Raw genomic sequence first — 20,553 nt, 5'->3', positions numbered from 1 at the left:
GGGCGAAAAAAGCGGCAGCTTGCCTCAGGATATCATTCGTTCGCTTGAGCTCTTTATTCTCGCGCTCTAAGACGGCACTTCGTCTAATTTTCCTAACTCAATGACATTCGTCCAAAATATTAATTATCAGGCCGTTCATAATGGCTATAAGGTATTGAGAGATATCACTAAACTTACAGATGATGAGCTTTTATTAAACCTTGAACAAATAGATGATATGGGGCTGGTAAATATGCCTCTTTTATATGAACGTTGGACTTTAATACAACTCATACTTGTTCTAAAAAATTCGTTTAGGTTTGTACCACAGAAGGATTGGAAATATAAACTTATTGAAGCAGTAAAGTCTAACAAAACAGATATTAACGTAAATTTAACTAATGATGAGGCAAAAAGATATATTTCGCTATGGTATGAAAAATCTTTATCAAATAATAAGCGCCCTGACTTTATTTTGGATCTGACGTGGTTTTCCAATAATATCGACGGTACTACCGAGCGCCATTTTAAACGTTTTGTATTAGACGCGAAGTTTTACGATAAACTAACATTTGATAAAGCAGGAGGAATGCTTTCAAAAATTAATGAATTGTTCGACGGTAAAAATTATAGTGAAAACAATTCAAATCCTGTATTTCTTATTCACCCCTGTAATAACCTAATTGAATATCCTATTACTGCACAATTATGGGGGAAACACAGCTTCCTAGGAGAGCTAAACATTAACGACGATGCTAATCTTTTCTCTCATGATCGGGGGGCTGTTTTTTTAAGCCCTATAGATCGCTCACTTTACTCAGACGAATTACAACGCTTACTGGGTATGTTTCTTCAGTATAAGTTAGAAGATGCTAAAACTAGCGATTTGGATAATGACAGCAGTCTAGCAGTCCCGATTTGCATAAGGTGTGGCTCCAGTGACGTCAAAAACTTAAAAAAGACTACTCGCTATCGAAATAGGCATGGTGATTGGGTTGAGCGTACACCTAAGTCGGTATGGATGCAGTGTTGTGAATGTGAACAACTTCAAATATATAACCACTGCGCTAGCGATAAAAGCAGCACTCGTTTGATAAAGAATGGCCTTTATTGGAGCTATCATTCAGCAAGAGCGCTCGAGCCATTTAATATGAAGTGCCCTAGCTGTGGTGAATGGGGCGCATGGTAATATTATTATTTTCTATTTTGAGAATTTCCTTTTGACTATCAATAAATACTCTTCCCATCACATACGGCATTAACTTGATCATGTTATTAGCATCATCGATTCCACGATGATGAGAACCGGTGAGTGAGATTTGAGCAAGCTTTAACGCTCCTGCTGTTTGCCATACTCACCCCAACTGCAAAACAGGTAGTTATGGTAATTGCCTAGCCAATTTTGGAAAGTGTTAATTGCTTCAGGGTAATATGGTGCATGATCGACATTGTGTTGAGTGATGCTTGTTAAGTTCGTACAAAAGTCGGTTAGTTTTGGGTGTCGTTGGGGTTGAATAAACGTGCTGAACTCATCTAGCTTCAACTCTGATTTAAATAGCTAAGCTGATTCCAGTTCATAACACTGCTGTTTAAGCCAACGACCTAATTTCATAATATCAGGTTGCCTAGCTCGTGTTTCCTTATAGACAAAATAGAATTTATCTCCGGTAATAAGCTCGTGCATAGGTATGCGCACAAGACTTTGCTGGCGATCCTGATCATCCATCATGTAATTACTAATGAGGGTAATTCCCAAATTATATCGAGCCGCTTCAGCGGCAAGTAAGACATGACTAAATTGATTAATTTTGACGTCTTTAGGTAATTCAAATTTACCACTCATACACCAACGTAACCAGTCGTCACCAAGACTTTCATTTGTATCTGAGTATTGTACTGATAATAACGGGTGTTGCCATAATGAATCAGGTAGAGGCTTATTTCTTAACTGCTGCCAAAGCTTTTTTCCACACACTGGATAAAGTTTTTCAGTAAACATGAATTGATTGACAAAGTTACGTTCCGGTGGATTCATTGTAATAAAACAATCCGCAAATTGGTCATTATAATCCGGTTGATCCCCGACCATATTTAAAGTTATTTCTATTTCTGGGTGCTGATTTCTAAAATCTTCTAACTTCGGTATCAACCAGTTCACCGCAACAGAGCTATATAAAGCCAAACGAAGATTGCCTGATTCCCCGTGACGTATCATTTGACTGGCATTTGATAGATTTCCTAATGAGTTAGTCACTTCTTCAAAGTAACGTTCCCCGACCTTAGTCAAGGAAAAAGAACGCCCCTGTCGGTTAAACAGAGTTTCACCCAAATAGTCTTCGAGTAATCGAACTTGGTGACTAACCGCACTTTGAGTCACATTGAGGTGCTCAGCAGCTTTGGAAAAGCTATTAAGTCGCGCAACAGCTTCAAAGCATTGCAGGGCACGTAAAGGAGGCAACTTCATTATAAATTTAGCTCATACTAAAAAAATTTTAAACATTATACATCATATAAGGTATGGAATACGCTAATCATATAACCGTTTTACAAACGTAACTCTATTAATTCAGTTCCATTGACATTTTCTAGAATGTAGCAGGAGTAATGAAATGCCCAAAATAACTGTCGGACTCGCGATGACATTACTTATCATCGGAAATATAATTGGTGTTTTTTCTGACGCTTTGATAAAAACTCTGCCAGCAGATACTGCCATATACCAATTTGTATTATTTCGTCAATTGACCGCAGTGCTGATTTTACTTCCATTTTGTCTATTCAGTAATAAACAAAGCCTCTTCGCTGGCCTCAAATGGCACTTTATACGTGGCCACATTTGGTTATTAGGGGCAATATTTATGGTATTCGCTCTGGGCGCTCTGCCGTTAGCTACCGTAAATGCTATTTTCTATACAGCGCCTTTGCTTATGCTGCCGTTAGCCATGATATTGTTTCAGGAAAAGCTGACTAGCCACTCAATTGCTGCTGCTGTTTTGGGCTTTATCGGCGTACTTATCGTGGTTAAACCAACACAAATTAATTGGGCAGCGATTGCCGCCCTTGTCGTCGCATTGACTATGGCTGTAAATAATTTATTGGTTCGTAAATTACCTCAGCATCATAATGTGTTCCAAACTTTAATGCTCACCAACCTAGTAGGTATCCCAGCCGCATTTGGGTTAGCGTTATGGGAAGGCAAACCTTGGGACTGGTCTCCAATGTTAACGGCAACAGGCTCCAACACTTTTATCCTAATTTATGCTGGTATATGTGTATTGGTATATAGAGCAATCGAAGCCAGTAAAATTTCCAGTGCCGAATACACTGGCTTATTAGGTGCTGTAGTTGTAGGGGTGCTGTGGTTCGATGAAATACCGGACCTGAGCTTGGCTATAGGATCTTCTTTAATTATTATTCCGCTGATTTGGTTAGCAAAGGTAGAAGCAAAGATAAAGCAAACAAGTAAAATAATATAAATGATAAAGTTAATCTAACTTTCCAACGTGACCGCGTTTGGGAACGAGCGTTTAACTGTCATAGGATACATATAGGCGACACTTGTTATTTATAATAGTCAATTGGAGATGTATAGGCTACATTTTTTATATTATTAATCTAATGGGGTGGATAGGGCTTACTACTTGACTATAGCTATAAGCCCTTAAAATGATTGGGTTTTTATGATTTTTTAGTTTTTATTATTTCTTATAAATATCTGGTATCATACAAGCAAGGAATTATGCGTTTTGATAACATGCTAACGCCTCCTCAACATTAAAGGCACCATCGAGTAATGATTTACCTAAAATAACACCACCAACGCCCAGCTTTTTCAGCTTTGCAATATCATCCAGTGAGCTTACACCGCCTGACGCTTGAACTTTAATTTCGCTGTTGTGGTTTGTTAAGTCTTCATAAAGTGCAAACGAAGGGCCGGTCATGGTGCCGTCTTTACTGATGTCAGTACACAGAAAATCAACCACGCCAAGTGCCACGTAAAAATCAACAAGTTCGAACAAGCCAAACTCAGATTCACTTAACCAACCATGTGTTGCTGGTGCCCAGCCGTTATCAGTTTTATTAACATCTAGTGCGATAACAAAGTGTTCACTGCCAAACTTTTCAATCCACGCCTTTACTTGCTCACGCTTTTCAACGGCCATTGAGCCAATCACGACTTGGTTAGCACCGGCTTCAAGCCAGTCAGCAACATCTTGCTCTGAACGAATACCCCCGCCCACTTGATAGGGAACATTAAGCGCTTTAGTCGCAGCTTGTATATGCTGCCACTGTTTTTTATTTGGATCGCGCGCGCCTTCTAAATCAACTAAGTGCAGTTTGCCTGCGCCGCTATTTTCGTAATCTTGTAAGCGTGCGCCAAGCTCAAAAGGGTAAAATTGTGCTGTATCATACTTACCTTGGTATAAGCGCACAATTTGGTTTTGTAATACATCGAGTGCTGGAATAATCACGTTTATTTCTCTTATTTTTTTGCTGCGCTTACAGCTGCCAATCTAAAAAGTTTTGTAAAAGTCGGGTGCCTACTTTGGCGCTTCGCTCTGGGTGGAACTGCATGCCTGCGTAGTTATCTTTGGCAACTATCGCTGAAAAAGCTTGCCCGTATTCACCGCTAACTAGGGTGGCATCGTTTACTGTGTGCGCAAAGCTATGCACAAAGTACACTTGATCTTGCGCCGATAACCCTTTGGTAAGGGCATGCTCTTTTAGCACGCTTAGGTCATTCCAGCCCATATGTGGTGAGGTTAATGTGCCCACTTCTAAGTGCTTAACAACACCCGGAATTTTGCCAAGGCAATCAACGTTGCCTTCTTCTGTGCTGTCGCAAAGTAATTGCATGCCTAAACAAATGCCCATCAGCGGGCGCTGATATTCATCAATTGCTTGCTGCCAACCAGCGTCTTTTAAGCGTTTCATCGCAACAGAAGCATGGCCTACACCGGGTAAAATAGCACGTTCGAAGCCTTTTAGTTGCTCAGGTGAGGTGATCACCTCAGGATTTTTACCTAAGCGTTCAAAGGCAAAACGAACAGAGTTAATGTTGGCACAACCGGTATTAATTATGGCAATCATAAACACCCCTTAGAGCTGGCTGTTTGTTGGCTGGTATCTTGCGCAATAGCCATACGCAGAGCACGAGAAAATGCTTTAAATAAGCCCTCTACTTGGTGATGACAGTTACCGTCACTTACCGACAAAATAAGACTAATTGCAGCGTTATCACTTAAGCTTTTGAAAAAATGCTCAACCATTTGTACGTCTAAATCACCCACTTTTTCACGGCTAAAATCGGCATTTAATACAAACGAGGCGCGGCCCGATAAGTCAATTTGCGCTTCTGCTTTACATTCATCCATAGGTAAGGCAAAACCATAACGCGCTATTTGTGATTTTGTACCTAGCGCTTGTTTAAGGGCAAGGCCAAGTGCAATGCCGATATCTTCAACTAGGTGGTGCTCATCAATGTGTAAATCGCCTTTGGCTTTAATATTTAAGCCAATATTTGCGTGAGTGCGAATTTGATCCAGCATGTGATCGAAAAAGCCAAGGCCAGTGCTAATTTCGCCATTTTTTGTTTGGTCTAAATTAACTTGCACATCGATTTGAGTTTCTTTGGTGTTGCGAGTGACACGGCCTTCACGGTTCGCGGTTGTTAACTTAGTGACAATGGCATCCCAACTGCCGTCATACAAAATGCCTTCACAACATAAGTTATTGGCAAGTCCAATATCAGTTTGGCGGTCGCCAATTACAAAAGAGCGCGCTAAATCTACGTTGCCAGAGCGCATAAGCTCGGTCAGTAAGCCTGTTTTTGGCTTACGGCAGTCACAATTTTGTTCATCAAAGTGAGGGCAGATCAGAACTTCATCAAATTTAATCCCTTGGCTGTTGAGTATGTCCATCATTTTGTCTTGGGCTATATCAAAATCCGCAGTAGGGAAACTGTTAGTACCTAAACCATCTTGGTTTGAAACCATTACAAGGCGGTAACCTGCCGCTTGAAGTTGTAATAGAGCAGGGATCACATTTGGCAAAAACACTAATTTTTCTAGGCTATCAACCTGTTTGTCGGTGATAGGCTCTTCGATAATCGTGCCATCGCGGTCTATAAATAAATAGGGATTACTCATGATACTTCCTGTTGTGATAGGGCTGTTGGGGTGGTTAAACCATCGAGCCAAATTTTTACTTGTTCTAATTCTTGATCGCTACCAATTGAAATGCGTAGCCAGTCGTCTTCACCGTATAAGGTAAATGCTCGCATGACTAAGCCTTGTTCTAGGGCAACTTTAAAGCAGTTTTTATCGGCCAATTTTAAGGTAACAAAGTTGCCTTCACCAGTGAGAATTTTTAATACAGCAGGGGAGGCGTTTAACCACTCTATTAGCTTTAATTTTAAGCTGTTTAAAATGCTCACCTGGCGACGCATAGAGGTAATGGCATCAGGGGCAATGGCTTGCGCTGCAATACTCGCTACCACGCTCGATACCGGATACGGTGCAATGACTTTACGAATGGGCGCAAGTACACTGGCTTGAGCGAGGGTAAACCCGGTTCGCAGGCCTGCCAACGCAAACGCTTTTGACAGTGTACGTAGCACTACAATATTACTAAACTCGTTTATAAGTTGTGTTGCACTTTGCTCTGGGCAAAACTCTATATAGGCTTCATCAACAATCACCAATGCTTTACCTGCAAGCGCAGTGGCAATGGCTTTTACTTTATCTAGCGGCGTTAAACTACCTGTTGGGTTATTTGGATTACAAATAAACACCAGTTTTGAGCTACCGACCGCAGTGACAATATCATCAACATTGGCTGTTAATAATAACTCTTGAGTAAGCGCGTTAATAGCCACATTGTGCGTATCAGCAGTTACTTTATACATACCGTAGGTAGGCAAAAACAGCGCAATGCTATCTTTAGCTGGCTGGCAATACGTGCGTACTAAAAGTTCAATGCCTTCATCTGCACCTCGCGTCATAAGGACATTGTCGCTTTTAAGCTCGGTGTAAGCTGCATAGCGATCAATAACCAATTGTGGTTGTGGATCGGGATAGCGATTTAAATCTTCAATACTCAGCTCAAGGTTTTTAGCATACGGACTTTCGTTGGCATTGAGCCACGTTGTGCCTGTTAACTTTTCACTTTTAGCCGAGCTGTAAGCAGCAAGCGCTGCAATATTATCAGGTAATAAGCCAGGTGCTTGGGCGCTCTCATTGCTCATTTTTTATTGCCTCTAAACGAATTGAAACCGCATTAGCGTGGGCATCAAGGCCTTCGGCATCTGCCAGTGGTAAAATAGCTTTTGAAAGCTCAGTTAAGCCACTTTTACTAATAGTTTGTACTGTGTATGTGCGGAAAAAATCAAGCAAGTTTAAGCTTGAGTATGTCGCGCTATAACCGTAAGTAGGTAATACGTGGTTAGTACCCGATGCATAATCGCCAGCCGATTCTGGTGTGTAGTCGCCAACAAATACTGAACCTGCATTTTTAACCGCATCAAGGTACGGGCTTGCATCTGCCAGCTGTAAAATTAAGTGCTCTGGCCCATATTGCGCTGATACATCAAATGCTTGCGCTATTGAATCCACTAAAATAAGTGACGAATTGGCCAGCGCTTGTTCAGCGGTGTCTTTTCGGCTTAAGTTAGCTAATTGACGAGTAAGCGCGTCTTGTGTTTGTTTAATAATAGTTTCGCTGTTACACAATAAAATAACTTGCGAGTCGGCGCCATGCTCTGCTTGTGAGAGTAAATCGGCCGCAATAAACTCTGGATTTGCTCGTTCATCTGCTATCACTAATACTTCAGATGGCCCTGCTGGCATATCAATCGCCATTCCTGGAATTGTTTGTGCAACTAACTGCTTTGCCATAGTCACAAAGCTATTACCTGGGCCAAAAATTTTATTCACTTTAGGTACTGATTCAGTGCCGTAGGCCATTGCAGCAATCGCGCCTGCACCACCGCTTTCAATAATAGTGGTGATACCACATAATTTAGCAGCATATAAAATAGCAGGGTTTATTGCTTTATCGCCTTGTACGGGGGTAGTTAGTACCACGGTTTTTGCACCGCTTAACTGCGCCAATACACCTTGCATTATAACTGACGATGGCAATGGGGCACTGCCCCCAGGGACATAAATACCGACCGCTTCGATGGCTTGATATTTCAGTTCACATTCAACGCCCGGTTGAGTCGATAACTTAATATCTTTAGGCAGTTGCGCTTGGTGAAAACATTTTACATTTGCATAAGCAGTGTCAATTGCATACTTAAGTTCAGGACTTAGCATTTTCTCAGCGGCATTAATTTCATCAAGTGGAACACGTAAACGCGGCTCAGCTCGGTTATCAAACTCTTTTGCTAACGCCAGTAATGCTGCATCGCCTTGCGCATTTACTTTTGCCAAAATAGTTTGGCAAATACTTTCTACTTTTTCACTCGCTGATACAGCAGGGCGCATCAGCGCCGCTGCTTGAACCTGTGATGATTCTTCATTCCAACGAAGCATGGCTGTTACTCCATCATTTTTTCAATTGGCATAACTAAAATAGAATTCGCGCCGAGTGCTTTAAGCTGCTCCATGGTTTCCCAAAATAGGGTTTCGCTACTCACCATGTGTAGGGCGACATATTCATCATTACCTGCAAGGGCAAGTAATGTAGGTTGACCAGAACCTGGCAGGATTTCACAAATTTCATCCAGCTTGTCTTTTGGTGCGTGTAACATGATGTATTTGCTTTCTTTGGCTTGCTTAACACCACGCAAACGCGGCATCAATTTATTGATAAGCGCGAGTTTGCCAGCATCTTGCAATTGAGTGTTTTGAATCAAACAGGCGTTTGACTCTAAAATGGTATCACCCTGCATCAAGCCATTGGCTTCAAGGGTTGCACCTGTTGATACCAAGTCACAAATGGCATCAGCAAGACCAGCACGCGGCGCTACTTCAACAGAGCCAGTTAGCATTACAGTGCTGGCGTTGATGCCTTCGCGTTTTAAATATTGGCTTAAAATTTCAGGGTAGGTGGTTGCAATACGTTTGCCTTCAAACCAGCTTTTGTCTTGCTTGCCTAGTTCTTGTGGCCATGCAAGTGCAAGACGACAGTAACCAAAGTCTAATTTTGATAATTTAGTTACTTCGCTTGGAACGCCTTGGCGCTCTCTTTCTGCTTGTACTTCAACTAATACGTTTTCGCCAACAATACCTAAATCACATACACCGTCCATAATTAAGCCCGGGATATCGTCATCGCGCACACGTAATACGTCAATAGGCATGTTGGTTGAGTGTGCTATAAGGCGCTGCTCACGAAGGTTGAGTTTTACACCCAGTTGTTTAAGCAGATCTTGACAATCTTTAGATAGGCGGCCGCCTTTTTGGATGGCGATACGAAGACGATTACTATTATTCATTACTCATTTTCCTTTAATTTAAAAACTAAAAACCCCGAGGAAAACCTCAGGGCGAAAATGAATCTTGGTATGTTGATTCGCCAGAGGTTTCCTTTTAGGAACAACCTCTCAGCGAAAGACCTGACAGGTTATTCCGGTGAATGATAGTGGTGATGTACTGCTGTCAGAGTGTTGCGCATTTTTTATCCTGTTTAGCTATTCGTTATTATGTTAACGCTTAGCCGCTATTTGTTTAATAAATTTCGCATTCATAAAAACACATTAACTAATAGCATGGCAAGAAAAATATTCTTTAATTAAAGAATATCTTATAACTGTCCATAGTAACTAAAGGTTTGCTTTATTTATCAACAGTTTTATAGTGATTAAATTACGTTCAATTCAATGGAGGCACGCATGGATATAATGATCCCTTATTTAGGGCCTATTACGCGTTTAACGCTTGAATCTAAAGGGGCTTTTCATGTTGCTGGGGTTCAACAAAGTGCCAGTGCCAAAAAAGTCGAGTTAGAAGAGCGTAAAAAAAGAGAAGTAGAAAAGCAACATAAGCTGGCGTTTGACGAAAATAAATCGCGCAATAAAACCGCTGAAGAAGATGACGACAAACCCCATTTAGATACATGGGCTTAGTACAAGTGATTGGCGATGCCGTTATTGCCTCAAGTTTAAATCGCCCTCAATAAAAGCAAATTTGTTTAAACATAGCAAGTAGTGGTGCATGGTTATGAACTGCGTGTTTTTAAAGCTACTCCCTACCCATTTAAAATAGATTACCCCTCTTTTAAAGCTCAACAGGTAAAGTATTTTCCTTTGCAACTACATACTCATTGAGCAGTCGATTAGTGATTAACAATAAAGCGTGTGATTTTAAAATCTAATGCTTTTTGCTGGCTGTCTTATGTAAATATATGTATACGAAGTGTTATCTCTGGCCTTCATTAGTTAAAGCGGTGTTCTTTAAGTTATTGTAAATTAAATGTTTATTTTCGTTATTTAAGTTTGTGGCCTACTACGACCCTTAAGCGGGTACACAATGTGGCGATTAATACAAATATATTAAAAACTTAAACTTTAACGGAGCGTAAACGTGAATTTATCTAAAATCACAATAGCAACTTTTGCTGCTTTAACTTTGTTCAAGCAACAAATGCAGTAGCTGCGAATAAGAAATACCTAAATCAACAACCGACAATTAATAATAGGGTGCAATCAAACTCTGCTTCCTTGTTATCAGTAAGTCCAAATCAGTTGATTGGGTTGAGTGTAGGGAACGAATTAGTTGTATTAAAAGAATTTACTAGCAATAACGGAGAAGTAACCCGCCGCTATCAACAAACGTATCAGGGCATTCCTGTCATTGGTGATACGGTCAGCTTAATATTTAATATTGGGATGCTTAAAAAAGACCACGGTGCAGCTGTATATAACATTGAGGAAGATTTATCTGATGTATCGGCTAAATTGACAAAAAAAGATGCGATTTTAAAAGGGTCTAAAACGGGTATAGCTGCAAAATCAGTAGGCTTAAAAAAACATAATGAGCAATCCAGACTTGCTATCTGGGTTGACGATCAAAATAAGGCGCATTTAGTTTATGAAGTGTCTTATGTTACTTATGGCAAGTCACCATCAAGGCCATACCTGATAATTGATGCTAATACCGGTGAGGTCTTGCTTAGTTATGATAACCTGCAACATGCCCTGGGGGTAATCTAAAAACAGGCAAGTATTTATATGGAACTGATTTTGACAGCCTAGATGTTAGTCAATCAGGTAATACTTGTAGCATGAATAACGCAAATGTTCGCACTATTAATTTAAATGGCGGAACAAGTGGCTCTTCTGCGTATCCATTTACATGTCCTGAAAATACGTTTAAAGAAATTAACGGTGCTTATTCACCGTTAAACGATGCTCGTTTTTTTGGTAACGTTATTTTTAATATGTATAACAATTGGTTAGGTGCTGCGCCTTAGAGTTTTTAGTTACAAATGCGGGTTCATTACTCAAGTAACTATGAAAATGCGTTTTGGGATGGCAGCGCAATGAGCTTTGGTGATGGCCAAAATACATTCTACCCGTTGGTCAGTTTAGATGTATCTGCGCATGAAGTCAGCCATGGCTTTACTGAGCAAAATTCAGGCTTAATTTATAATGGTAAACCAAGCGGGTTAAACGAAGCATTTTCGGATATGGCTGGTGAAGCTGCTGAATTTTACCTGACGTTGATTTACTCAGTGTACCGCGTGACGCAGTGAACAATTTAAGTGAGTTTATGCACCAGAACTGCAAAACAATTAGCTGTTGTTCAAAATAGCCAAGCTACATCAGCCTTTAATTATTCAATTGATAATGCGCAAACAGTACAAAGTTTAATTAGTGCACAAAGCCCAATTAATTTACAAAGCACTAAATTCACTCACTAGTTTTAATGATCGTTATTATACTTCGCAAACCGGCGTTGATGCCTCACAGTGGCTGCAAAGTTATTGGCAACAAATTGCTAGCGTTCGAAGTAATATAACCATTGAGAGTTATCAGCATAGCTGGGCGCAATCATCAGTGATTGTAACCATTGCAGGTGCTGAAAATGCAGATGAAATTGTTATTATTTGGGGCATTTAGACTCAATTAACCAAGCGAATCCAGCACAAGGGCGCTCTCCTGGCGCGGATGATAATGCATCGGATATTGCAGTGTTAACGGAAGCATTAAGAGCAATTGTTGATACTAATTATAAACCGCAAAAAACTATTCAAATAATGGCGTTTGCAGCAGGTGAAGTGGGGTTAAAAAGGGTCTAAAGCTATAGCCAGTATCTATCGTTCGCAGGGTAAGAATGTAGTTGGCATGGTGCAATTTGACATGACTGGTAATAACGGCAGTATCGAAGATATTATTATGATGACGGATTACACCACCAATGCTCAAAACCAATTTTTAGCCCAGCTGATAGACACCTATTTACCACAAATTAGTTATGGCTTTGAACAATGTGGTTATGGTTGCTCCGATCATGCTTCTTGGTATCAACAAGGGTTTGCGACCTCAATGCCATTTGAATCAAAAATGAATGACATTAACCCACTGATACATATACAAAACGACAGTAATTTTGACGCTGATCATGCAATTAAATTTGCTAACTTAGCCGTTAGCTTTGTTGCTGAATTGGCAAAAAATGCCGGTGATGTCACTCCGCCAAATAATAATTAGTTAGTCAATGGTAAACCAATTTCTGGTATCAATGCCACTGCTAAAGAGCAGCTTATCTATACATTGAATGTACCAAAAGGAGCGCAAAACTTAAGCTTTGAAACCTCAGGTGATAATGGCGATGCCAATTTAGACATTAAATATAATCAGGCGCCCACGTTAACTGATTACGACTGTAAAAGTACTTCTGTCACAAGTAGTGAGCGTTGCGACATTCCAACCAGCAATGAAGGCACTTACTATGTCATGGTTGAGGCATACAGCGCAATTAATAATGTCTCTTTGACGGGCAGTTTTGAGCCAGCAGGCGCTTTAGAGCCTATCAATCGCGTAGAAGATAACATTAGCGTAAATACAGGTGATTGGCAGCGTTTTGAACAACGTTTAGCCGCGGGTTATGCTTCCCTAAACGTTGCTATTTCAGGCGGAAGCGGCGATGCTGATTTGTATTTAAATTTCGGTGCGCATCTTCAAATACACAATTTGTGTGTAGGCCATATAAACGGCAACACAGAAAGTTGCACTATTTCTGCAACCCAGGCAGGTATATGGCATATAGATGTTAAAGGCTATCATGATGCAAGTGGCATTAAGTTAACTATAAATGCACAATAATTAACAGGGACATAAGCCCTTTTAAAGGCCAAATTCTCACGCTATTTGGCTTGCCCTTCATCAATAGCTTACGTAGAATCCCGCTATTATTTTTTATAAAGTGATTGGTATTATCAAACAGCTGTTTAGTGCAACCGGGCCTTTGGCTTTATCAATAGATGGATACTCACCACGCCAACCTCAAATTGATATGGCTGTGGCTGTTGAGGATGCATTAAAAACAAGTTCCCAGCTTGTTGTTGAGGCCGGTACTGGCACAGGTAAAACCTTTGCTTATTTAGCGCCAGCCCTCAAATCTAAAGGCAAAACAATAATTTCAACCGGTTCTAAAGCACTGCAAGAACAGCTGTATCATCGTGATTTACCAGTGTTAGTAAAAGCCTTAGGCGCGGCTAAAAAAACGGCATTGTTAAAAGGGCGTGCCAATTATTTATGCACTTATCGGCTTACCCAACATGTTGCACACGTACCCACAGACGACCCTGATGTAATGCACCAACTTGCTATGGTTGCTAAATTTGCCAGTGAAACGCATACCGGCGATTTAGCCGACTGTATTGGTATTGAAGAAGATGCCAAAGTGTTGCCGTATGTCAGCTCTACTGCAGATAACTGTTTAGGTAAAGAGTGCCCTGACTTTCAAGAGTGCTATATTCGTAAAGCGCGTTTAAAAGCAGGGGATGCCGACGTTGTCGTAATTAATCATCATCTATTTTTTGCCGATATGGCGGTTAAAGAGTCTGGCTTTGCAGAGCTAATGCCCAACGCAGATGCCTATATATTTGATGAAGCCCACCAGTTAAGTGAAATTGCCAGCGACTATTTTGGCGAAACCATGAGTACTAAAAAGCTGGTGGATTTAATTAATGATTTACGCGCTATTTACCGCGCTGAAATTCCAGACATGCTGCAATTAGGAAAAAGTTTGAATAAACTGGAAACCAGTGTCGCCGATTTAAGATTGCAGTTTGGTGTGGACGGTAGCCGCGGAGATTGGCGTGAAAAGCTCAGTAATAAGCTTATTTGCTCTGCATTACACCGCGTTATTAGTGATTTAGAATTTGTGTACCAGGTTTTAAAACATTGCTTAGAACGAAGTGATAAAATTGAACACCCATTTGAGCGGGTGTTGGCATTTAAAGGCCAGTTAGAGCGCGTATTTGATACCGCCCAAACAGGCTTTAGTTATTGGTACGAAACCACGCGGCGCTATTTAACCATAAATATAACGCCACTGAATGTGTCGGCTAAATTTGCTTTGATGATGAAAGAGTCTGGCGCAGGGTTTGTGTTTACCTCGGCCACGTTATCGGTCGACAACGAACTCACTCATTTTAATGCCAGCCTTGGGTTAAAACCAAAGCAAAGTATGATGGTAGACAGTCCGTTTGATTATGAAAATCAGGCGCTTTTGTGCTTGCCGCGCTATTTACCTGAAACGCACGCCGATAATATGCCGCATGCGATTGTAAAGTTAACTCTCGAACTCATAAAATCAGCAAAAGGGCGTTGTTTTGTGCTATTTACTAGTTACCGAATGATGCATTTGGTGGCTGAGGGCTTAACCACACAAATGGACTATCCGGTTTACATGCAAGGGCAAATGTCTAAACGCATTATATTAGAAAAATTTACCCGTCATGGTAATGCCGTGTTACTCGGCACAGCGTCCTTTTGGGAAGGGGTTGATGTAAGAGGCAGTACTTTAAGCTGTGTTATTATCGACAAACTGCCGTTTGCAGCGCCCGATGATCCGCTTTTGCAAGCTAGAATGCAGGATTGCCAAATGCAAGGAAAAGATCCCTTTGCGCATATTCAGTTACCACAAGCGGTTATTGCCTTAAAGCAGGGCGTAGGTCGCTTAATTCGTGATAACAAAGATAAAGGTGTGTTAGTAATTTGCGATAATCGTTTAGTTACACGCCAATATGGACAAGTATTTTTAAAGAGTTTACCGCCAATGCGCCGTACACGTAGCTTAGAAGATGCAAATACATTTTTAAAACATATTAATTGAGTACAAAAATGATCAAAAGTAACATTCTCGCCCTAGACGCTTCTACAGAGGCTTTATCGCTTGTTTTGCATTATCAAGGTAAAACGTTTTATCATTTTGAAGAGTGTCCGCAGCAGCATAGTCAAAAAATTCTGCCACTTATTGATGAGCTGCTTAATAAAGCCAATTGTAAATTAAAAGATTTAGATGTTATTGGCTTTGGCCAAGGTCCAGGCAGCTTTACGGGTGTGCGTATTAGCGTGGCCATAGCACAAGGGCTTGGGTATTCAACGAATTTACCGCTAGTGGGGGTTTCTACCTTAGCGGTTATGGCGCAACAAGCGTTTGAACAATTTGGCGATAAAGTGGTTTATTCAAGCATTGATGCGCGTATGGGGGAAATATACTTTGCTCAATACCAAGTTAATAATAATTTGATGACACTTCAAGGTGAAGAACGTGTTTTTAAGCCTGAACTGCTTGATGCTTCATTGATAGACACAAACAAAACAGCAACCGGCGTGGGGACTGGATTTAAAAGTTATCCCGATGCATTAACTACATTTACAAATGTGAGTGTACACCCTGAAATTACGCTACCCGATGCACAATACATGTTAGCGTTAGTGGATGCACAGTACCTTGCAGGTAATGGCGTAAAAGCCAGCGATGCTCAGCCTAAGTATGTGCGTGACACAGTGACCTGGAAAAAATTACCAGGCCGCGAATAACGCTAAGTTGTATTGTTTGCATATTGAACTATTTTAAATCATAATTTAAGCATGTTGTTGGTTGGAGAAGCGTAATGTCGCTGCCTATAAGCTCTGGTTTTTTTACTGGTGATATCCCTGCTAAGGTACGCTCTACTGCTGTTGTTACGGCAAAGCCCGAACGACTATCAGAGCAGCCAATACCACAGAAAACCAATACAGACTATGTTAAGAGTAGCCCCGAAGGGCTTGAACTCGCAAAAGAGTTTGCAAAAGCGAACACCAAAGAGGCCCAATATAGCCAAACTATTTACGATCAACCGAGTGCGCAAGTCAGTAAGGCAATTTCTACTTACACTGAGTTTGCTAATTTAGAGCGAAGAGCTGAAGTTCAAAGCTTAATTGGTGTTGATATATATGCTTAATTATAAAATTAATAGCCAAATAAAAAGCCCGAATAGATTATTCGGGCTTTTTATTTTTATACCAGTGATTACTGTTTTATGTAACTAATCAGTTTTTTAGCTATGTCAGTATTGTTTTGTGAACCAATAAAGTCATCGCTATTTTTACCATAGGCAAATACTTGCACATCAGAAGCGGTATGTCCGCCCGTTGTCCAACCAGTGAAACTTAAATCATTGATAATGCTTTTAACCGCTAAATTAAGGGTTTTTTCACCCATGGCTTTAGCTTGCTTAAGTTTAATTTCGTTTTCAGTTGTAAACTCAATACGGGTATTGGCTTGCCATACCGTTTTAAGGTTATCTGATCCCATTAATAATTTGGTTAATGTACCCGCAGTGGCTTTAACACCTTTGATGATGTCGGTTCCCCATTTGTATTGGCCATGCGCGCCAATGGTTAAACCGCCTGTAGAGTGATCAGCCGTGATCACTAAAATAGTGTCTGGGTTGTTATCTACATAGGCTTTTGCCGTTTCGATTGATTTTGCAAAGTCGTCCATTTCAGCCATTGCGCAAGCAATATCATTTGCGTGACCACACCAGTCAATTTGGCTGCCTTCAATCATCACAAAAAAGCCTTTATCGTTTTGCCCATCAAGCAAATCAAACGCTTTAGAGGTTAACTGTTTTAATCTCGTAGGGTTTTCATCTAGCGCAAAAGGTAATCCCTTAGGTGCGTATAAACCAATAGCAGGGATTTGTGTAATTTGACCTAAGTTTTTAATATCGTCACCGTATTGATAACCTGCTTTTTTAAATTCGTCGACTAAGTTTCTGTCATCACGAATAAAATATTGAGTTCCACCGCCTAACATTAAATCAACCGGTAATTTTCCAGCAATTTTATTGTCAATGTAGTCGTTTGCGATGTCATCATAATTTCTTCTTGATTCATTATGCGCGGCAAAGCTTGCAGGTGTTGCATGGTTAATTTGTGAAGTAGCCACTAACGCTGTTGTCATTCCTTGCTCTTTTGCAATTTCTAGCATGGTCTTAACCGGTTTTTTTGCCGTATCGACAGCGATTGCGCCATTATAACTTTTATGACCGCTGCTAAGTGCAGTTGCACCTGCTGCGCTGTCTGTTACATAAGTATGGTCATCAGGATAAGTGTGCGCCATGCCTTTTAACATAGTGTCGAAAACGGTTGTTTCTATTTCTTTTGTTGTAGGGTCATCTTTGTAATAACGATAAGCGGTAGTGAAAGCGGGACCCATGCCATCACCAATCATATAAATAACATTTTTAGGCGCTGTTTGAGCGAATGCTCCTGTTGTACATAAAAGCGCTAATAAGCCGAACTGTTTTTTCATTGTGCGTACCCTTTAAGTGTACTAATTTTAATAGCGACTATTATTGTATACCGATAGCAAGATAAATAAATGAATATGTTATGAAATCTCGAAATTTAAGTGTGTGTTCTATTAGTTCAGTTCTATTATTTGTGTATTAACTCTTGTATGTTATGGCCATAACCAAATAAAAAAGTTGAGGTTTGCGTTGCAACCATTTTCGGTAAAAGCTAATGACTTAGATATACACGGTATTAAATTTGGAGACGGTGAAGACGTCGTTATCGCTCTGCATGGCTGGCTAGATAATTGTGCTAGCTTCGTGCCTATGCTGAGTCGTGCTGCACCTTCGCAAACATGGTATTGCATTGATTTTCCAGGGCATGGACTGTCATCTTGGCGAAGCCCTCAAGCACATTACTACTTTATTGATTATGTGGATGATGTGTATGCATTAATCACAGCGCTTAAGTTAAAGAAGGTACACTTGGTTGGTCATTCTATGGGGGCTATGGTAGCAGGGCTGTTTGCTAGTTGTTTTAGTGAATACGTAAAATCTGTTTCTTTTATTGAAGGTATAGGCTGTGTTACTACCGATAGCGATGAAGTGTGTTCTCAGCTAAGAAATGCCATACTAAACCGAGCAAGGTTTAGTACAAAAAAATCACGGGTATACACTTCAAAACAACAAATTTATCAAGCGCGTGCAAAAACAACTGATTTAAATGATGAACTAATCGCGTTGTTGATGGACAGAAACATAAAACAAAAGCACAGTGGGTTTGAGTTAACGACTGATCCTAAGCTTAAAAATCACTCAGGTTTTCGATTTGATGAAGTGCAATGTATTGGTGCAATAAAAGAATTAATTGCACCATGTCAATTAATATTAGGTGATAAAGGTTATCCATTTGTAAAACAAAATCTAGACAAGTATAGTAAATATTACAATAACTTGAGTGTAATAGATGTGCCTGGTGGGCATCATTGCCATATGCAAAGTAGTGGACTATGTTTTGAACACATTCACGCATTTATGGTGCAAAGTAGTGCATGTTAATTGTATATTACCGATAAATGTGGGATTATCTCTAGATTAGAGTATTTGCTCAATTGTGAAAGTGCCTTACTTAGATTAAGGTTAATAAAAATATAATTATAAACAGGGGCTAAGAGTGGAAAAAATCTGGCTTAAGCGCTACCCAGAAGGTATGCCTGAAACAATCGATCCTGAGCACTACAACTCGTTACTCGAAGTGTTTGAAAAAAGTTTTAATGATTACAAAGATTTACCTGCATTTACTAATATGGGTAAAACATTGTCATATAACGAAATTGACGCGGCAACAAAACGTGTTGCGGCTTATATTCAAAACGATTTAGGGTTAAAAAAGGGCGATAAAGTCGCTGTTATGATGCCTAACTTGTTGCAAACCCCAATTGCTATATTAGGTATTTTACGCGCAGGGTGTGTGGTGGTTAACGTTAATCCGCTATATACCGTTCGTGAGCTAGAGCACCAATTAAAAGATTCTGAAACATCAGCAATATTTATTCTTGCTAACTTTGCTGTCACGCTTGAAAAAGCACTGCCTAATACTGACGTTAAACACATTGTGGTTACGCAGGTTGGTGACATGATGGGCGGACTCAAAAAGCATTTAGTCAATTTTGTTGTTAAGCATTTCAAAAAAATGGTACCAAGCTATACGTTGCCTAACACGATTAACTTTTGTGATTTATTAAAAGCTGATCTGAATGGCTATAAGCGCCCAGAGGTTAACTTAAGCGATTTAGCATTTTTACAATACACCGGTGGTACAACCGGTGTATCTAAAGGGGCAATGTTGAGCCACGGTAATATGGTGGGTAACCTTGAGCAAGTATCTGGTTGTTTAGATAACGTGCTTGAGCGTGGTAGAGAAGTGGTTATTACCGCGCTACCGCTCTATCATATATTTGCATTAACAGCGAACTGTTTAACATTTATGAAATACGGCGGCTTAAACGTTTTAATTACTAATCCACGTGATATGCCTGGATTTGTAAAAGAGCTTAGTCAGCATAAATTTACTGCTATCACAGGGGTGAACACTTTATTTAATGGCTTATTAAATACCCCTGGTTTCTCTGAGCTTGATTTTAGTCACCTTAAAATGTCATTAGGCGGCGGCATGGCAGTACAACGCCCTGTTGCAGAAAAATGGCAAAAGGTCACTAACAGCAAACTAATGGAAGGCTATGGCCTGACAGAATGTTCTCCTTTAGTCACAATTAGCCCGTATGATTTAGAAGCTTATAATGGCTCTATCGGTCTACCTGCGCCAAGTACAGACATTAAATTAATGCTCGATAACGGTGAAGAAGCTGCTAAAGGTGAGCCGGGTGAACTGTGGGTAAAAGGTCCGCAAGTGATGCTTGGTTATTATAATCGCCCTGATGCAACGGCTGAATGTTTAAAAGATGGCTGGTTTGCAACTGGTGATATTGCCACTTACGATGACGAAGGTTTTTTCTACATTGTTGATCGTAAAAAAGACATGATTATTGTTTCAGGCTTTAATGTTTTCCCAAATGAAATAGAAGAAGTGGTTGCCATGCACGAAGGCGTCCTTGAAGTGGCTGCGGTTGGTATCCCTCATGACATTAGTGGTGAACAAGTTAAAGTTTTTGTTGTGAAAAAAGACCCTTCTTTAACTGAAAAAGATATAATAAAACATTGTCGTGATAATTTAACTAATTACAAGGTTCCTAAACTCGTTGAGTTTAAGGATGAGTTACCCAAAACTAACGTGGGTAAAATTCTCAGAAGAGCCTTAAAAGATTAGCAACTATA

21 protein-coding genes and 1 pseudogene are annotated in these 20,553 nt (G+C 40.2%); 13 read left to right on the top strand and 9 right to left on the bottom strand.

Translation table 11 applies throughout. The annotated features are described in order from the left end of the window. The first annotated feature begins 154 nt into the window (after positions 1 to 154). Positions 155 to 1,168 carry a hypothetical protein gene (locus MTN97_RS14220; RefSeq protein WP_212746542.1) on the top strand — a complete coding sequence of 338 codons (1,014 nt, stop codon included), beginning with the start codon at positions 155 to 157 and terminating at the stop codon, positions 1,166 to 1,168. A gap of 141 nt (positions 1,169 to 1,309) precedes the next feature. Here the strand turns inward: MTN97_RS14220 and MTN97_RS18145 are convergent, their stop codons facing one another. Together MTN97_RS18145 and MTN97_RS14215 are read right to left on the bottom strand one after the other, a co-directional pair. Continuing rightward, positions 1,310 to 1,522 (bottom strand): 3'-5' exonuclease, encoded by a 213-nt coding sequence (locus MTN97_RS18145; RefSeq protein WP_076923190.1) that lies wholly within the window; start codon positions 1,520 to 1,522, stop codon positions 1,310 to 1,312. 15 nt (positions 1,523 to 1,537) lie between these two features. After that, positions 1,538 to 2,443 (bottom strand): LysR substrate-binding domain-containing protein, encoded by a 906-nt coding sequence (locus MTN97_RS14215; protein ID WP_138561484.1) that lies wholly within the window; start codon positions 2,441 to 2,443, stop codon positions 1,538 to 1,540. A 145-nt stretch (positions 2,444 to 2,588) separates the two neighbouring features. On the opposite strand from MTN97_RS14215, the gene MTN97_RS14210 reads away from it, so the two are divergent. Beyond that, complete coding sequence (locus tag MTN97_RS14210) at positions 2,589 to 3,455, top strand: DMT family transporter (RefSeq protein ID WP_138561486.1); 867 nt, start codon at positions 2,589 to 2,591, stop codon at positions 3,453 to 3,455. A gap of 261 nt (positions 3,456 to 3,716) precedes the next feature. Here MTN97_RS14210 and MTN97_RS14205 read toward each other — a convergent pair whose 3' ends face one another. From MTN97_RS14205 to hisG, 6 genes are read right to left on the bottom strand one after another with little or no spacing between them, the layout of a single operon-like run. Next, entirely contained in the window at positions 3,717 to 4,451 is a 735-nt protein-coding gene (locus MTN97_RS14205; RefSeq protein WP_076923193.1) for a 1-(5-phosphoribosyl)-5-[(5-phosphoribosylamino)methylideneamino] imidazole-4-carboxamide isomerase, read from the bottom strand. A 28-nt stretch (positions 4,452 to 4,479) separates the two neighbouring features. After that, on the bottom strand, positions 4,480 to 5,070 hold the full coding sequence (gene hisH / locus MTN97_RS14200; protein ID WP_069439727.1) for an imidazole glycerol phosphate synthase subunit HisH: 591 nt from the start codon (positions 5,068 to 5,070) through the stop codon (positions 4,480 to 4,482). After that, positions 5,067 to 6,128: a bifunctional histidinol-phosphatase/imidazoleglycerol-phosphate dehydratase HisB gene (gene hisB, locus MTN97_RS14195; RefSeq protein WP_076923194.1), complete on the bottom strand. Its 1,062-nt coding sequence runs from the start codon at positions 6,126 to 6,128 to the stop codon at positions 5,067 to 5,069. The genes hisH and hisB overlap by 4 nt, the downstream gene beginning before the upstream one ends. Then, the gene (gene hisC, locus MTN97_RS14190; protein WP_076923195.1) at positions 6,125 to 7,225 is read right to left on the bottom strand and encodes a histidinol-phosphate transaminase; all 1,101 of its coding nucleotides are present in this window, start codon (positions 7,223 to 7,225) and stop codon (positions 6,125 to 6,127) included. The genes hisB and hisC overlap by 4 nt, the downstream gene beginning before the upstream one ends. Then, entirely contained in the window at positions 7,215 to 8,516 is a 1,302-nt protein-coding gene (gene hisD, locus MTN97_RS14185; RefSeq protein WP_076923196.1) for a histidinol dehydrogenase, read from the bottom strand. The genes hisC and hisD overlap by 11 nt, the downstream gene beginning before the upstream one ends. 5 nt (positions 8,517 to 8,521) lie before the next feature. Then, complete coding sequence (gene hisG / locus MTN97_RS14180; protein WP_248474674.1) at positions 8,522 to 9,421, bottom strand: ATP phosphoribosyltransferase; 900 nt, start codon at positions 9,419 to 9,421, stop codon at positions 8,522 to 8,524. A 396-nt stretch (positions 9,422 to 9,817) separates the two neighbouring features. Between hisG and MTN97_RS14175 the strand changes: the two genes are divergently transcribed. From MTN97_RS14175 to MTN97_RS14140, 9 genes and pseudogenes are all read left to right on the top strand, one after another. After that, the gene (locus MTN97_RS14175) at positions 9,818 to 10,051 is read left to right on the top strand and encodes a hypothetical protein (protein WP_036984009.1); all 234 of its coding nucleotides are present in this window, start codon (positions 9,818 to 9,820) and stop codon (positions 10,049 to 10,051) included. 457 nt (positions 10,052 to 10,508) lie between these two features. Beyond that, positions 10,509 to 11,643 (top strand): annotated as a pseudogene (locus tag MTN97_RS14170) (M4 family metallopeptidase); the annotation flags it as partial. 157 nt (positions 11,644 to 11,800) lie between these two features. Further along, positions 11,801 to 12,046: a hypothetical protein gene (locus MTN97_RS14165; protein ID WP_248474673.1), complete on the top strand. Its 246-nt coding sequence runs from the start codon at positions 11,801 to 11,803 to the stop codon at positions 12,044 to 12,046. Beyond that, complete coding sequence (locus tag MTN97_RS17940) at positions 12,034 to 12,225, top strand: M28 family peptidase (RefSeq protein ID WP_282447395.1); 192 nt, start codon at positions 12,034 to 12,036, stop codon at positions 12,223 to 12,225. The genes MTN97_RS14165 and MTN97_RS17940 overlap by 13 nt, the downstream gene beginning before the upstream one ends. A 46-nt stretch (positions 12,226 to 12,271) precedes the next feature. Beyond that, positions 12,272 to 12,637, top strand: a complete 366-nt coding sequence (locus tag MTN97_RS17935) for a M28 family peptidase (protein ID WP_282447394.1) — start codon at positions 12,272 to 12,274, stop codon at positions 12,635 to 12,637. 63 nt (positions 12,638 to 12,700) lie between these two features. Continuing rightward, positions 12,701 to 13,252, top strand: a complete 552-nt coding sequence (locus MTN97_RS14155; RefSeq protein ID WP_248474672.1) for a PPC domain-containing protein — start codon at positions 12,701 to 12,703, stop codon at positions 13,250 to 13,252. A 100-nt stretch (positions 13,253 to 13,352) separates the two neighbouring features. Continuing rightward, a complete protein-coding gene (locus MTN97_RS14150; RefSeq protein WP_013463302.1) occupies positions 13,353 to 15,269 on the top strand; it encodes an ATP-dependent DNA helicase in 1,917 nt (638 codons plus the stop codon). An 8-nt stretch (positions 15,270 to 15,277) separates the two neighbouring features. Further along, positions 15,278 to 15,979: a tRNA (adenosine(37)-N6)-threonylcarbamoyltransferase complex dimerization subunit type 1 TsaB gene (gene tsaB, locus MTN97_RS14145; protein WP_248474671.1), complete on the top strand. Its 702-nt coding sequence runs from the start codon at positions 15,278 to 15,280 to the stop codon at positions 15,977 to 15,979. Between the two features lie 74 nt (positions 15,980 to 16,053). Further along, positions 16,054 to 16,383: a hypothetical protein gene (locus MTN97_RS14140; protein WP_248474670.1), complete on the top strand. Its 330-nt coding sequence runs from the start codon at positions 16,054 to 16,056 to the stop codon at positions 16,381 to 16,383. Between the two features lie 68 nt (positions 16,384 to 16,451). On the opposite strand, the gene MTN97_RS14135 is transcribed toward MTN97_RS14140, so the two are convergent. Continuing rightward, positions 16,452 to 17,738 (bottom strand): alkaline phosphatase, encoded by a 1,287-nt coding sequence (locus tag MTN97_RS14135; protein WP_076923228.1) that lies wholly within the window; start codon positions 17,736 to 17,738, stop codon positions 16,452 to 16,454. A 187-nt stretch (positions 17,739 to 17,925) separates the two neighbouring features. On the opposite strand from MTN97_RS14135, the gene MTN97_RS14130 reads away from it, so the two are divergent. Beyond that, positions 17,926 to 18,777: an alpha/beta hydrolase gene (locus MTN97_RS14130; RefSeq protein WP_248474669.1), complete on the top strand. Its 852-nt coding sequence runs from the start codon at positions 17,926 to 17,928 to the stop codon at positions 18,775 to 18,777. A gap of 115 nt (positions 18,778 to 18,892) precedes the next feature. Continuing rightward, complete coding sequence (gene fadD / locus MTN97_RS14125; protein ID WP_036984013.1) at positions 18,893 to 20,545, top strand: long-chain-fatty-acid--CoA ligase FadD; 1,653 nt, start codon at positions 18,893 to 18,895, stop codon at positions 20,543 to 20,545. The last annotated feature ends 8 nt before the right edge of the window (positions 20,546 to 20,553 follow it).

Origin of the sequence: Pseudoalteromonas sp. 2CM36K, from assembly GCF_023161865.1 — a bacterium.
Lineage (GTDB): Bacteria > Pseudomonadota > Gammaproteobacteria > Enterobacterales > Alteromonadaceae > Pseudoalteromonas > Pseudoalteromonas tetraodonis.
This window is presented reverse-complemented; position numbering and strand designations above follow the sequence as displayed.